This is a genomic window from Scrofimicrobium canadense, from assembly GCF_009696615.1.
GTDB classification, from domain to species: Bacteria; Actinomycetota; Actinomycetes; order Actinomycetales; family Actinomycetaceae; genus Scrofimicrobium; species Scrofimicrobium canadense.
The window spans coordinates 19,500-34,053 of sequence record NZ_VULO01000014.1; the positions used below are offsets into that span (position 1 = coordinate 19,500).

Genomic DNA, 14,554 nt, shown 5'->3' on the forward strand with positions numbered 1-14,554 from the left:
GACTCCTATTAGACCAGGGTCAGTGCTTGTTTGGCGATTGCAAGCTCTTCATTCGTGGGAACAACCATGACACGAACCGACGAACCACGCGCTGAGATAGTGATTGGATCACGGGGACGCTGGTTATTAGCATCCTCATCCAAAACGACACCGAAGAACTGCAACCGTTGACATACTTCACGTCGCAGGTCAATATCATTTTCGCCAATACCTGCAGTGAATGTGATGACGTCGACGCCGCCCATTTCAGCGGTGTATGCGCCGATGTACTTCACGAGGCGGTTGATGTAGACGTCGAGAGCCTCGCGGGCACGCTGACGAACATTGTGATCGCCGGACCTGAACATCTCGCGCACAGCACGCATGTCATTGTCGCCAGCTAAGCCGCGCAAACCAGAACGCCGATTCATGAGAACATCAACCTCATCGACACTCATACCTGCTACGCGTTGCAGGTGGAAAACCACGGCAGGGTCAATGTCACCCGTACGCGTGCCCATGACAAGGCCTTCCAAGGGAGTCAGGCCCATAGAAGTGTCCATGGCGTGGGGGCCGTCGATTGCTGAAGCTGATGCGCCATTGCCGAGGTGGAGGACAATCTGTTTGAGGTCCTTCCCCCCCAGAATCTCTGCCACTCTCTTCGATACATATTGGTGTGAAGTCCCATGGGCGCCGTAACGTCGAATGGAATACTTTTCGGCTATTTCGCGGTCGAGAGCGTAGAGGGCTGCCTGTGCGGGCAAATCTTGGAAGAACGCCGTATCGAAAACTGCCACCTGGGGAATATCTGGCAAAAGATCCTGGGCAACTTCAATGCCCTTAAGTGCAGGGGGGTTGTGAAGGGGAGCTAGAGTTGAGAGCTCTTTGATGAGGCCACGCACGCGGTCATCGATGAGAGCGGGGCCCGAGAAATAACGACCTCCCTGCACGATCCGGTGGCCAACAGCAACGATATTCGCCTCATCAAGGTGAGGTCCCACCTCGTCAAAGAGATCGAGTACAAGACGCAGAGCCTGCGCATGGTCTGCGATGGGTTGGTTGAGATCCACTTCCCGCAGTGAATACCTGTGGTGCAGGTGCCCCACGTCCTCCCCAATGCGTTCTACCAGACCAGATGCCATAGCATGGCCGATATCTGGGTCTACCAGCTGGTATTTGATTGAAGACGATCCTGAGTTGATAACAAGGACGGTTTTAGGCATTAGTTCACTTTCTCATTGCCAGCCTGTACTGCAGTGATAGCCACAGTATTGACGATATCTTCAACGAGGGCGCCGCGGGAAAGATCATTTACCGGACGGCGTAACCCTTGAAGAATGGGACCAACAGCGACGGCACCAGCACTACGCTGGATTGCCTTGTAGGCGATATTGCCCGCTGTGAGATTGGGGAAGATCAACACATTGGCCTTGCCGGCTACGGCAGAACCGGGAGCCTTGGATGCGGCAACTTCTGGTGAAACGGCTGCATCGTATTGGAGGGGCCCTTCGACAGAAAGTTCAGGCGCCAGTTGCATGAGTTTTTCGGTCGCCTCACGAACTAGGTCAACGTCGGCACCTGAACCAGAAGAGCCAGTGGAGTAAGAAAGCATGGCAACTTTAGGATCAAGGCCAAAGGCAGCTGCTGTTTGGGCAGTTGACACCGCAATCTCTGCTAATTGGTTTGACGTTGGATTGGTGTTGACTGCGCAATCGCCCAACACAAGAACCTGGTCGGCCAGCAGCATGAGGAATGACGATGACACTATCGAAACACCTGGAGCAGTCTTGATGATCTGGAATGCCGGAACGATAGTCTCAGCAGTGGTATGTGCTGCACCGGATACCATCCCATCAGCATCCCCCATCTGCACCATCATGGTGGCGAAATAGGTGACGTCACGCATTTTCTGGCGGGCATCATCAATGGAGACACCTTTATGTGCGCGAAGCCGGGCGAACTCGGTTGCATACTTCTCACTGAGCTCTGGATCGGTGACGCCTACGATACGAGCATCCGAAATATCTAGGTCTAATTCTTGAGCAGAAGAGCGAACCTGAGTCTCATCACCAACGAGAACTATATTCGCAACTCCATCAGCAAGTACCCGCGCGGCAGCGGTGAGTACGCGTGCATCTTCAGGCTCTGGAAGGACAATTGTCTTCTTATTGGAGCGTGCCCGTGCCATCAAATCACCCTGAAACATCAACGGTGTTGTGACAGTAGCTGCGGGCCCGGTAACGCTGCGCACTTTCTCCACATCGAGTGGTGAGGTGACTACCGGAACCTCTACGTCGGGAACAGTGTTAGAGCCGACCAGAACGATTCCGCTCACACTGGCATGGTGCTGCCCCGCGCGGCGCAAAGACGAAGCGATCTCATCGGTAAGTAGCTCACTTCCCATACCGGCCGCGTCAATAACCAATATGACTTTAGCGCCAGCATTTGCTGCTACATCTAGGTTCCATCCCAGCACATCGAAGCTGGGGGCTGGAGCTCCGGACAAACCAGCGATCAAGGCCGCACCAGGGGTAGAGCGGAGCGACACGGTCACCTCTTTGAGTGCCTGTTGTGGGTGCTTAATCGCATTGACGATTGTCGTTCCGGCAGTGGCATCGGTGAGCGTGAAACTTTCACCCCCATATACAACGTCTATTTCTGGAAGCATCGTAGCGAGCTGGTGCGTGACTTCGGCGGCAGCAGACCCAGGTGCAGTGCCTGTGACCAAGATTGAATGCGACACGAGAATCCCTCATGGTTGACAGTTTTCCTGACAATCCCATGGTAACCCCGCCCTCCCACAGATGGGGTGAGTCTAGGTGAGGCCTAGCTCTCCTTCTTGTTCCTCAAGAAGGAAGAGGTGCCGTGATGCGATGTCTTCTTCAACACCCAAAGAACATCATTTGGACAACGTGTGCGAGGCAGCCCGGAAACAGGAGTAAAGTCTCGGTGTTCGCACAACTGCATAAAGGGGGCATATGACTGGTAAGTCACGCAAACGTGAGGTTTTGAGAATCCTATGGGGACTTCTTTTAGCGCTTTTTGTCTCCAATCTCTCCGTCACAATCGTTGGAAATGCGCTGCCTCAAATCATGGCGGCATTGGACGGTTCTGAAACCCAATACACGTGGATTGTCACTGCTGTGCTCTTGGCCTCCACCGCCGCAACCCCCATAGCGGGAAAGCTAGGTGACCTTTTTAATAAGAAGGCGCTACTGCTTGCGGCAATCGGACTATTTTCTCTGGGCTCGCTCCTTTCCGGCATGGTCCCCAATGCATCCTGGCTCATCGCGTCGCGGGTACTTCAAGGCATCGGGATGGGCGCCCAGATGGCATTGGTCCAGACGGTCATCGCCTCCATCGTGACACCAAGAGAACGCGGCCAATACAACGGATACCTGGGTGCGACAATGGCGGTTGCAACAGTATCGGGACCACTCCTTGGCGGACTCATTGTGTCGACTCCATGGCTGGGATGGAGGTGGACCTTCTGGCTTTCAGTACCTTTTTCACTAATCGCCATAGTCGTCTTATGGCGCTACCTGAAGATTCCCAAGAGCGCTCGGCTCAAACCCCACATAGACTACTGGGGATCTGCTCTCATCACCGCTGGAGTATCGCTGCTCCTCATCTGGATCTCCTGTGGTGGAAAAATCTTCCCATGGGTTTCACCCCTGGGTATTGGTATGCCGGTTGCAGCGTTGCTGGTTCTCGCCATATTCGTTTGGGTTGAGCTTCACGACCCAGAACCAGTCGTGCCTTTGCGTCTCCTTACACAGCGCACCCCGCTCCTAGCTGTTCTGGCTTCTATAGGGATTGGAACAGCGCTCAACGCACCTCCAGTGTTCTTCGGCCAGTACTTCCAAATTGCTCAGGGATATAGTCCCGCCTTATCAGGCATCATCATGGTTCCTCTCATGCTGGCGATGTTCCTTTCCTCGACGATTTCGGGACAACTGGTATCCCATATAGGTCGGTGGAAACGCTTTGTTGTCACGGGACTAGTGGCCATGAGCGGCGGACTCATCATGATGATATGGGTAGGGTCAGTCACCCCACTGTGGTACATATGGATAGCGATGGTCCTCATTGGCTTCGGGCAGGGATCCTCAATGCAGAACCTGGTCCTTGCCGTACAAAATGGTGTCCCGCTCAGGGATGTCGGGGCGTCAACAGCAATGGTGACTTTTTTCAGGTCTCTTGGCGGTGCAATCGGAGTGCAAGTAGCTGGAATCATCTACACAATCTCGACCGAAGCTCATATGGAAAGTAAAGTGTTGGCTGCCGGAATGCCAGTGTCAATGGTCCCCGATACCGATTCTCTTGACATCACGAAAATGGAACCCGCATTGCAAGCAATTGTCCGCTCCGCTTACGGGGATGCAATGGGTGACATTTTCATGGGAATTGCAGTCCTTGGAGTTCTCTCCCTCATAGCCGCGCTCTTCCTCCCAGGATCGTCTTTGCGTGATACTTTGGATCTTCTTCCAGAAAATGACACCTAGAAATGAGCTCTTCACTCCATAGATGAGTGCACGCTATGAATACGTACTTCGGCACGGAAAGCCATGCCCCGAAAGAACGGTAAGATGAACCCCGTGAATGAGACGACGCGACGCCCAGTTCTAGTAGTTGACTTCGGAGCTCAGTACGCGCAGTTGATTGCGCGGCGAGTCCGTGAAGCAGGGGTCTATTCGGAAATCGTGCCACATTCGTGGGATGCAAAAAAGATTCTTGAGAAGAATCCCGCTGCCATCATCCTTTCTGGAGGACCGGCTTCAGTGTATGTGGACAATGCAGCTCACCTTGACGGGTCACTATTTCGCGCTGGAATCCCCATCTTCGGAATCTGCTATGGCTTCCAGCTCATGGCCCAATCGATGGGTGGGGAAGTGAACCAAACCGGTGAGAGGGAATACGGGCGAACACAAATTGAACGCGTAGGCGATAGCGTCCTCTTGGACGGTACCGATGCTGATCAGTTTGTGTGGATGAGTCACGGCGATGCCGTAATCTCAGCTCCCGAAGGCTTCACAGTGACTGCTCGCAGCGCGGGCGCGCCAGTGGCAGCCTTTGAAAATACCGACAGTTCTCTTTACGGCGTCCAATGGCACCCTGAAGTCCTCCATAGCGACCAGGGACAAAAAGTCATTGAAAACTTCCTCTACCAGGGAGCGGGGCTTTCTCCTGACTGGACTGCGGGTAACATCGTGGAACAGCTGGTCGGTCAAATCCGTGATCAAGTGGGTGACAGGCAGGTTATTTGCGCGCTCTCAGGAGGAGTTGACTCATCGGTTGCAGCAGCACTGGTGCACCGAGCTGTGGGCGATCAGCTCACATGTTTCTTTGTGGACCACGGACTTCTTCGAGCTGGCGAACGCGAACAAGTCGAAGACGACTACGCGGCAAATATGGGTATCCGGGTCGTCACCATTGACGAATCAGAGCGTTTCCTTGAAGCGCTTGCGGGAGTCAGCGACCCGGAAACAAAGCGAAAGATTATTGGGCGTGAGTTCATCCGTAGCTTTGAATCAGCAGCCCGTATGCTCACTGACGAAAAGGCTGCTGACGGCTTGAGTATTGACTTTCTCGTCCAGGGGACGTTGTACCCCGACGTGGTTGAGTCTGGTGGCGGTGAGGGCACTGCAAACATCAAGTCTCATCACAATGTGGGGGGACTTCCTGAAGATCTTTCCTTCGATCTAGTAGAACCCTTGCGCACACTCTTCAAAGATGAGGTGCGGGCAATCGGTCGTGAACTAGGATTAGCTGACAAACTGGTGCAACGCCAGCCTTTCCCTGGTCCAGGACTGGGGATTCGCATTGTCGGTGAGGTCACCAAAGAGCGTCTTGATATTCTTCGGGCCGCAGACTTGATCGCTAGAGAAGAACTGACGAAGGCTGGCCTCGACCAAGAGATCTGGCAATGCCCGGTGGTTTTGCTAGCGGATGTGCGCAGTGTTGGCGTGCAAGGGGATGGGCGCACCTACGGTCATCCGATTGTGCTGCGTCCGGTTGTCTCTGAGGATGCGATGACTGCTGACTGGGCTCGCATTCCTTATGATGTGCTATCAGAGATTTCTAACCGCATAACGAACACTGTCCCCGAGGTGAACCGAGTTGTCTTGGACGTAACATCGAAGCCGCCGGGCACAATTGAATGGGAGTAAAGAGAACGACGTGGCAAAGAAACGACGCTCATGGCCGGATCTTCCTGAGCCCCTTCCTATGACGGTGACGGACAATCACACGCATTTGCCCACCCACGACGGTGAGATTCCGTCACCTGAAGGGTTACGACTGTCACTTAGTGAGCAGATTGAGCGGGCGAATCAGGTTCGGGTCAACAGGATGATCACCTCGGCATGCTCTCTGCCCGACTTCGAGCCCACCTTAGAAATCGCACGTCAATGGCCAGAGGTCAAGATTGCATTGGCAATCCATCCGAATGAGGCTGCTCTCCACGCAGGCATTGTAGAGAAGTCTCCTGATGGTTTCGAACACGCCCGGGAAGAACACCATGTGCCACTCATTGAGGCGTTGGGCCTTGTCTCGCGGCACCTTCGTGATCCGGAAGTTGTTGCCGTGGGTGAGACTGGTTTCGATTTCTATCGCACGGGTGAGGCAGGCCGCGAGGCCCAGAACGAATCGTTTGCCGCTCATGTGGAAATGGCTCAAGCCCACAATCTGCCCGTGCAGATTCATGACCGGGATGCTCACCGAGAGACTGTGGAACTCTTGCGCGATGTTGCAGAACCTGACCAAAGGATTGTATTCCATTGCTTTTCTGGCGATCGAGAACTCGCTAAGACGATCACTGAGAACGGTTGGTTTGCAAGTTTTGCGGGGCCTTTAACGTATCCGGCAAATGAGGAACTGCGCCAAGCTTTCTTAGAGCTTCCTCATGACAGAGTTTTGGTGGAGACAGATGCGCCGTATCTTACTCCCGTTCCGCATCGTGGTTGCCCGAATGCCAGTTACGTGATGCCGCACACTGTGCGCTATATGGCGATGCTTTGGAATGTCCCAGTACAGCAGGCAATTGAGCGCCTCAACCAGACAACCGCTAGGGTTTACGGCACTTGGTAGCTGGGCTAAACTCCCCTCTATGGCTGGAAAGGGTGTGACTCTCGGGGTAGCAGGTGCAGCTGTTGCTATCGTTGTTACCCTGGCAGCTGTAGATATTTCCACTTCACACAAGAATCTCACGCTGTCAGTGGACGGGGTAGTGCGCCCCATAGCTACGTGGGGCTCCACCGCTTATGATGTGTTGGAAGAAGCTAGCATCACACTGAGCCCACAAGATCGTGTTATTTCTGATACTACGGTCGAGGCGCCTCGTCCACATCTCATAACGATTGAGGATGGACAACGCATCGATGTGTTCACGGCCCGCCCGATCCGCGCAAATATCGACGGCATCCCATCTACAGTTGTGACACCGGCCCAAAGTATTGTGGAAGTGTTGGAAACGACCAGGGCCGACACAATGACTCGCGTTCAAGCCCAAGAATCTGGGTTACCACTTACCCAAAAAGAGCCTGTGAAACTCCGGGACAATGGTTTCGATGGTGTCACCGTAAAGGCACTGGAGGATCCGGTACTTCCCGATGATCTCAATCCTCTTGACGAGGTGGTCTATCACGCTGACAAGGGGACTCTTCTGGTCGAAATAACGCGTGTAAAGAAGGAACTTGAGGTTGATCGTTCCGAAGTGCCTCACGAAAGTGAGGTAAAAAAGGAATCTTCACTCTTTGAGGGCGAATGGATTCGTGAGCAAGAAGGTAAGGCCGGTATCACTGAAACGATCGCACTGGTCACTCAGCGCGGAAATTCTGATCCTGAAAGAACCATTCTTTCATCGGTAAAGACAGAGCCTGCGGCTGAAAAGAGGACCGAAGGCACGAAAAAAGTCACTCCACTGGCACTCGTGGAAGCTGGCATCGATCCGGCAGCAACACTCGAAGAATATGTGGATGATGAAGGCCGCGCGGTCAAGCGGTATCGGGCAGAGCTAGGGAGTATTACCTCTCAATCTGAGATCGACAAGATCAAGAACGGGCAGAATACTGACAGTCAACTGCCGCAAATACCTCTAGGGCCATATTCGGGTGAAGACCCAAGAGGAATCGCTCAAGCAATGCTTGAGGGACAAGGATTAGGTGCGGAGTTCCCGTGCCTATTGAATCTGTGGGAGAGGGAATCTCATTGGAATCCCTATGCTCACAATGCATCATCGGGTGCCTACGGCATCCCACAAGCCCTACCTGGCTCCAAAATGGCCAGTGCTGGGGCCGATTGGCAGACCAATCCCCGAACGCAAATTACGTGGGGATTGGGATACATATCCGGGCGTTACGGGTCACCGTGCGGTGCCTGGGACTTCTTCCAATCGAATAATTGGTACTAAAGAAGGAATCTTTTGAGTATTACGTCAAACCGTCTCTATGTAGGTCTTGCCGCAGGTGTGGTAATTGTTGCCGTCAGCGGAACAGCCGCATACGGTGTCATTCGAGAGCATAAGGAGATAACCGTATCTTCAGATGGCACGGTCCTTGCAATTTCTGGATTCTACACCACCGTTGAGGATGCACTTGATGCGGCCGAAGTGGAAGTGGGGGAACATGACGAGGTTCAGCCAGCTCTCAAGGAATTACTAGAGTCTGGAGACTCCATTACTGTTCGGCGAGCTCAACCGTTTAGCACCGCTGATGGTGAGGTCTGGTCTGTAGAGGATGATTTGGCCAGCGTACTTGCTGATACCGGTGTGGCTAGCCTGACGATTGCAGAAAACCGAGATTCGATTCCCCTTGACAGTGACGGGAATAGCGTCCAGGTCGTCGTCGATAAGGCCGATCCGCAAGAGATTGAACTTGACGAGGACACGACTGTTGCAGATGCTTTGGACGCGGCAAAAATCGAGGTATCCCCGCTAGACATGGTGGCTGTGTCTGCCGCTGGTAATGATCTTGCTGTCGAAGTGACGACGCAAAAACGTTGGATTGAAGAAACGAAGTCAGAAGTACCTTTTGCAGAAGAGCGGCAAGAAGATCCTGAACTGTATGAAGGAACTGAAGAGGTCATTCAAGAAGGTGTCGCTGGAGAGCGAACGATAAAGACCTATCGCCATCTTGTAGGAGGCGAAGTCGTCGTAGAGACCCAGATATCAGACGAAATCACTCGGCAACCGGTTGCGCACATCGTACGTGTAGGAACCAAGGAACGGCCAGCAGAGACCGTCCAGGCTAGCACCGGTGGTGGCGGTGGGTCGTACTCAGGTGGCGACCCGTGGGCTGCACTTGCCCAGTGTGAGTCGGGAGGAAACCCCAGTGCTAATACTGGCAACGGTTTCTATGGAATGTATCAGTTTACGCAACAGACTTGGGAATCAGTGGGAGGCAGCGGCTTGCCTTCGGATGCAAGTGCAGAAGAACAGACGGCCCGTGCTCAAGCTCTGCAGGAAAGGTCGGGCTGGGGTCAATGGCCAGGCTGTACCTCTGCTATGGGACTTCGGTGATATGACACTGCTCGGTCCGGCAGCCATACGCGACATTGCTGCCCGCATAGGGGTCACTCCAACGAAAAAACTGGGGCAGAATTTCCTTCATGACGGCGGCACAATCCGCAAGATTGTCAGAGAATCTGGTGTTGGCAGCGGAGAGATCGTGGTGGAAGTCGGACCGGGCCTAGGCTCACTTACTCTTGGACTTGTGGAGGCAGGGGCGCGGGTGTGCGCCGTGGAAATTGACCCGGTGCTTGCTGAAGAACTCCCTGCCACTGTGCAAGAGCGTTTTCCAGAAGCCTCGCTCGCGGTATACGGTGCCGATGCCTTGGACGTGGAGTCGTGGGAACAGATTGCCCCGGGCTGGCCAGAACCAACAAGACTTGTTGCAAACCTTCCCTACAACGTCGCAGTACCGATATTGCTGCATTTCTTGGAAATCCTTCCTAGCCTCGAAAGCGCATTGGTGATGGTTCAGTCGGAAGTGGCTGATCGACTCGTTGCACCTCCTGGGAGCCGAACATATGGCATCCCTTCCGTAAAGACCGCATGGTATGGGAACGCTCGCAAGGCTGGTGCTATCGGGAGGGCGGTATTCTGGCCTACGCCTAATGTTGATTCGGCTTTAGTCCACGTGAGAATCGGCGAACGGCCGGGAGATGATGACCTTCGATTGCAGACATTTGCGATTATCGATCAGGCATTTGCAGCGAGGCGCAAAATGTTGCGTGGTGTTTTGCGCCCACTATTGGGAGACAAGACCGCCGAGATTTTGGCCTTAGCGGGTGTTGAAGAAACCCTGCGTGGAGAAAACCTGAGTCTGGATCAATACATCGATATTGCAAAGGCTGCGTCGGCTATTGGCTAGCATCATCGCGCGTGCTCCAGGCAAAGTTAACCGGATACTGAGAGTCGGCGCCCCTGCAGACGATGGCTATCATCCATTGGTAACTGTCTTTGAAGCCGTCTCTCTTTATGAATACGTGCATATTGAAGAGATGCCCGGCACCGTCGACTACATTGTTACCGTGTGCTATCTGAATCAAGCTGAGGACCCGGAGGCAACACACATAGCTGCCGCGATCCCTGACGTGGATCATCTGGCTATGCGGGCGTTGCAAGCGTTGAGGCCTCCGGCCACTCCAGCGGTAAGAATAACTGTCCATAAAAGTATTCCTACTGCAGGTGGAATGGCAGGTGGATCAGCCGATGCTGCCGCGACGCTGGTTGCAGTCAACGCACTATGGTGCCTGGGCTTGAGTAGCGACGAACTTCAGCAGATAGGCCGTTCCCTGGGAGCTGACGTGCCTGCATGCATCGCAGGGGGGGTTACCGTTGGGGTTGGGCGCGGGGATGTTCTTGAATCAATCGATGACAATGTTGACCACCACTGGGTATTAGCTTTTTCGTATCAGGGGCTGTCAACCCCGGCAGTATTCGCCCAGTTCGATCGCCTCAACCTTGCGCGGGACTTACCACGCAAACACGACATTGATCTTCACTATCTGACTAATGATCTTGCTGCTGCTGCTCTCTCGCTTCGACCGGAGCTTGAGGAGATTGGAAATGTCGCCTTGGAGGCTGGTGCCCAGCAGTGGATAGTTTCTGGTTCCGGGCCAACTATTGCCGCACTTGTGGGCGATGAGGCTACGGCTAGCCGAGTGCGCGCAGCATGGGCACTGTTGCCTAATGTGCGCGGAACCTGCAGTGTGCGGGGGCCTGTGACCGGGGCCGAATTATGTGAGAAACTGCCATCCTGGGCGCGCAGATGTGCATAGATTTCGATTGTGACAATGTCCCTAATCGTTGCTTTAGTGGGGCAAAATAGGGGTCGAGGCATGAAAAAACCTCTTATTGGGGGGTTTGAGCACGCGAAAAACTGCAGTGCGCTAGTATCCCAGTCGATGGGGTGCATGTCAATGCCAACAAATCCGCATGACGACACGCTTGATGAACCTAAGCTGACAAGAAGGCGATCGTTTCGTAATCTAGCCTGCGAACCACGTTTGTGGCGAAACACAGAGTTATAAGAAAAGGGATGTCTCTATGGCTATGAACCGCACTGAGCTTGTCGCTGCTATCGCTGAGCGTGCTGGCCTCACCAAGACCCAGGCTGATGCAGCCCTGGGTGCCTTCCAGGATGTTCTTATCACCTCGCTCTCAGAGGGCGAGACTGTTAAGGTCACTGGTCTGCTTTCAGCAGAGCGTGTGCAACGCGCCGCCCGCACCGGACGCAACCCCCGCACCGGCGAAGAGATCCAGATTCCTGCTGGCTTTGGCGTAAAGCTCACCGCTGGCTCAACACTGAAGAAGGCTGTTGCCAAGAAGTAGTTCTTCTGTGATGAGGGTGGGAAGACGTGTCTTCACACCCTCATTGTGTTCTATGATTGGTATCAGTCGAACAGGGAGAACACACTCATGCAGGTTGGCATTTTCAATGATGAAAGCAAAATCGGCGAAATTGGAGCTGAGATTATCGCTCCGGTATTCATTGACAAGCCCACGGGGGTTTTAGGTTTAGCTACGGGGTCTTCTCCATTGCCGCTGTATGATGCATTAGTCAAGAAAGTCGAAGCTGGGACATTAAGCTTCGCCCAAGCACAAGCTTTCTGTCTTGATGAATATGTGGGCCTGTCGATGGAACATCCAGAGGCCTATCGCAACTTTATCCGGCGGGTATTCACCGCACGCACGGACTTCCCTGACAGTGCAGTCCATGCCCCCGCAGGTGCCTCTGACGATCCTTATGCGGCTGCCGCCGAATATGATGCTCAGATCAAAGCTGCTGGGGGAGTTGACGTCCAGATTCTTGGCATTGGATCGGATGGTCACATCGGTTTCAACGAACCCTCTGGTTCTCTCTCCTCTCGAACGCACGTAGATTTTCTGACTGAGCAAACCCGCCAAGATAACGCTCGATTTTTTGATGGCAACCTAGCTGATGTTCCCACCGCCTGTATCACTCAGGGACTGGGGACGATTATGGAAGCTGGCAAACTGGTACTCATCGCAACCGGTGCCGGTAAAGCTGAAGCTGTGGCTCAGATGGTAGAGGGGCCGGTCTCAGCCCGTTGGCCTGCAACCGTTGTGCAATTCCACAACGACATTACAGTTTTGTTGGATGAGGGTGCAGCCAGCAAACTCACTATGCGCGACTACTACGCCCAGGCGTGGAAGGCACAGTATGACCAATCTTGACGTAATCGAAGAAACTAAGGTAAAGCCACAAAAGAGTGATGGAGACGGCGATCGCTTTTCGCACTATGTGCGCCGTGACCGCGCCAACCGCTCGGCAGTATCGGGCCAGCCTGTAGTGGCATTGTGTGGCAAAGTGTGGGTTCCGACCCGGGATGCTAAGAAATATCCGGTGTGCCCGCGGTGCAAGGCTCTCCGCGACGAAATGGGCAAGCAAGGACCCAACTGGCCATTTGGGGATGGAAAGAAATAATGCCACTCTGTTCTATCACAGTGTCATAATTGCTGTGGCAGGTCGATATTTCTTGCGGGGATAGTGGTTTATTCGAGGGGATAGTGAATGTTGCTCCGAGAATACGCTAACTTTGAATAGCTACGCGCATATATGTATGCGCGAGTGTCGTTTTGGGGGGATGACGACTTGGGGGAGGCGACCGGGGGTACCGCAGGGAACTCCCGGTTTAGCCTCGTTCAAACAGAAGGTGCACTCAGGAGCGCACATCTTCGATGGCGCTAACACGCGTAGGAATGCCAGGTTCCCCCTCGGAAAGACGCCACGCAGGATACGGAAGTTCATTGCGAGATCTGCGGTGATGTGCTGCTGCTTCCTCAACGGCACCAGGTCCCCACAGGTTGGGATCTAGCATTCCGCCGTCAACAATCTTGTGCTGCAGCGGTCTGGCCCCCGCGTCTTTCAAAACACTCTGGGTCTCTTCCCATGTACCGCCAGTCACCAGCAATTCTTCTGAAGCGTAACCTTCGTCGTCAAATAGGCGTCCGGCCACTTTCCGACCGCCAATAGTCTGTTTTGATTCCGACTCTTTAGCAACAGGTACGCCTTCGCGTTCCACCAACTTATACACCAGCGCTGCGGTTGGCACACCGGAACCGGTTACTACGCGAGTCCCCACTCCGTAGCTGTCCACCGGTGCGGCGCCTAATGCGGCGATAGCGTACTCATCCAAATCTGAGGTTACGGTAATGCGCGTCGTGTGAGCGCCAAGTGAATCGAGCTGTCCTCGCACTTTGAAAGCATGGGCAACGAGGTCGCCTGAGTCGAGGCGTACGGCCCCCAATTCTCCACCAGCTGCGCGCGCCGCAGCGACGGCATTTTCTACACCCTTGGCGATGTCGTAGGTGTCCACCAGCAGAGTTGTCGAGGGGCCAAGCCTGGCCACTTGTGCAGCGAAGGCCTCCGGTTCGCTTTCGTAGAGAAGCGTAAATGAATGGGCGGAAGTTCCCACAGTTTCTAGGTCGTAGCGTTTCCCTGCTTCAAGATCGGATGTTGAGACGAAGCCTCCAATCACAGCTGCGCGAGCCGCAGAAACGGCGGCTCTTTCGTGAGTGCGGCGTGCTCCCATATCGATACAGGGGCGTCCGTGCGCGGCAATGGTCATGCGTGAGGCAGCTGATGCGACAGCGCAGTCAAAGTTGAGCACCGACAGAAGCAGCGTTTCAAGCAGTGTGCATTCAGCGAAAGTTCCTTCGACCGTAAGAAGGGGCGAGCCTGGGAAGTAACATTCCCCTTCGGCGTATCCGTAAATATCGCCAGAGAACCGGAAATTACGCAGGTATTCTAAAGTAGCTGGCGCCAAGTAGTCTTGGGCCTCCAACCAGGCAATTTGGTCATCACTGAACTCGAATCTCTCTAGGGCTTCCAGTATTCGGCCAGTCCCAGCAACTACTCCAAAGCGTCTGGTGGGTGGAAGTTTCCTGCCAAATAGTTCAAATGTGACGCGTCGTTCAGCGGCGCCACTTGCCAGCGCGGCGTCGACCATTGTGAGTTCGTATTTGTCCGTCAATAGTGCGGTTGATAACGATGCAGCCATGGAGATAACGGTAGCAGCCCTGTGACTATGTTGGTTCTCACGTCCTTAT

13 protein-coding genes are annotated in these 14,554 nt (G+C 54.0%); 10 read left to right on the plus strand and 3 right to left on the minus strand.

Annotation, left to right across the window (positions count from 1 at the left end; genetic code table 11):
* Positions 1–8 precede the first annotated feature (8 nt).
* Both FYJ24_RS10925 and pta read right to left on the minus strand, forming a co-directional pair.
* Positions 9–1,202, minus strand: a complete 1,194-nt coding sequence (locus FYJ24_RS10925) for an acetate/propionate family kinase (RefSeq protein WP_154546334.1) — start codon at positions 1,200–1,202, stop codon at positions 9–11.
* Positions 1,202–2,722, minus strand: coding sequence for a phosphate acetyltransferase (gene pta / locus FYJ24_RS10930; RefSeq protein WP_318656671.1), 1,521 nt, complete (start codon positions 2,720–2,722; stop codon positions 1,202–1,204). Before pta ends, FYJ24_RS10925 begins: the two co-directional genes overlap by 1 nt.
* Before the next feature lie 235 nt (positions 2,723–2,957).
* Here pta and FYJ24_RS10935 point away from each other — a divergent pair, with 235 nt between their 5' ends.
* From FYJ24_RS10935 to FYJ24_RS10980, 10 genes are all read left to right on the plus strand, one after another.
* Positions 2,958–4,484 (plus strand): MFS transporter, encoded by a 1,527-nt coding sequence (locus FYJ24_RS10935; protein WP_154546336.1) that lies wholly within the window; start codon positions 2,958–2,960, stop codon positions 4,482–4,484.
* Between the two features lie 84 nt (positions 4,485–4,568).
* Positions 4,569–6,149 (plus strand): glutamine-hydrolyzing GMP synthase, encoded by a 1,581-nt coding sequence (guaA, locus tag FYJ24_RS10940; RefSeq protein WP_154546338.1) that lies wholly within the window; start codon positions 4,569–4,571, stop codon positions 6,147–6,149.
* Between the two features lie 58 nt (positions 6,150–6,207).
* The gene (locus FYJ24_RS10945) at positions 6,208–7,068 is read left to right on the plus strand and encodes a TatD family hydrolase (protein ID WP_154546408.1); all 861 of its coding nucleotides are present in this window, start codon (positions 6,208–6,210) and stop codon (positions 7,066–7,068) included.
* 19 nt (positions 7,069–7,087) lie between these two features.
* On the plus strand, positions 7,088–8,389 hold the full coding sequence (locus tag FYJ24_RS10950) for an aggregation-promoting factor C-terminal-like domain-containing protein (protein WP_206192671.1): 1,302 nt from the start codon (positions 7,088–7,090) through the stop codon (positions 8,387–8,389).
* Between the two features lie 12 nt (positions 8,390–8,401).
* A complete protein-coding gene (locus FYJ24_RS10955; RefSeq protein ID WP_154546342.1) occupies positions 8,402–9,496 on the plus strand; it encodes a transglycosylase family protein in 1,095 nt (364 codons plus the stop codon).
* 1 nt (position 9,497) lies between these two features.
* The gene (gene rsmA, locus FYJ24_RS10960) at positions 9,498–10,349 is read left to right on the plus strand and encodes a 16S rRNA (adenine(1518)-N(6)/adenine(1519)-N(6))-dimethyltransferase RsmA (protein WP_154546344.1); all 852 of its coding nucleotides are present in this window, start codon (positions 9,498–9,500) and stop codon (positions 10,347–10,349) included.
* Positions 10,342–11,259, plus strand: coding sequence for a 4-(cytidine 5'-diphospho)-2-C-methyl-D-erythritol kinase (gene ispE, locus FYJ24_RS10965; protein WP_206192672.1), 918 nt, complete (start codon positions 10,342–10,344; stop codon positions 11,257–11,259). The genes rsmA and ispE overlap by 8 nt, the downstream gene beginning before the upstream one ends.
* 268 nt (positions 11,260–11,527) lie before the next feature.
* Positions 11,528–11,812, plus strand: a complete 285-nt coding sequence (locus FYJ24_RS10970) for an HU family DNA-binding protein (protein ID WP_154546348.1) — start codon at positions 11,528–11,530, stop codon at positions 11,810–11,812.
* Between the two features lie 87 nt (positions 11,813–11,899).
* Entirely contained in the window at positions 11,900–12,679 is a 780-nt protein-coding gene (nagB, locus tag FYJ24_RS10975; RefSeq protein ID WP_154546350.1) for a glucosamine-6-phosphate deaminase, read from the plus strand.
* A complete protein-coding gene (locus FYJ24_RS10980; protein ID WP_154546352.1) occupies positions 12,666–12,929 on the plus strand; it encodes a DUF3039 domain-containing protein in 264 nt (87 codons plus the stop codon). The genes nagB and FYJ24_RS10980 overlap by 14 nt, the downstream gene beginning before the upstream one ends.
* Before the next feature lie 235 nt (positions 12,930–13,164).
* On the opposite strand, the gene FYJ24_RS10985 is transcribed toward FYJ24_RS10980, so the two are convergent.
* Positions 13,165–14,505: a nicotinate phosphoribosyltransferase gene (locus FYJ24_RS10985; RefSeq protein WP_154546354.1), complete on the minus strand. Its 1,341-nt coding sequence runs from the start codon at positions 14,503–14,505 to the stop codon at positions 13,165–13,167.
* Positions 14,506–14,554 lie beyond the last annotated feature (49 nt).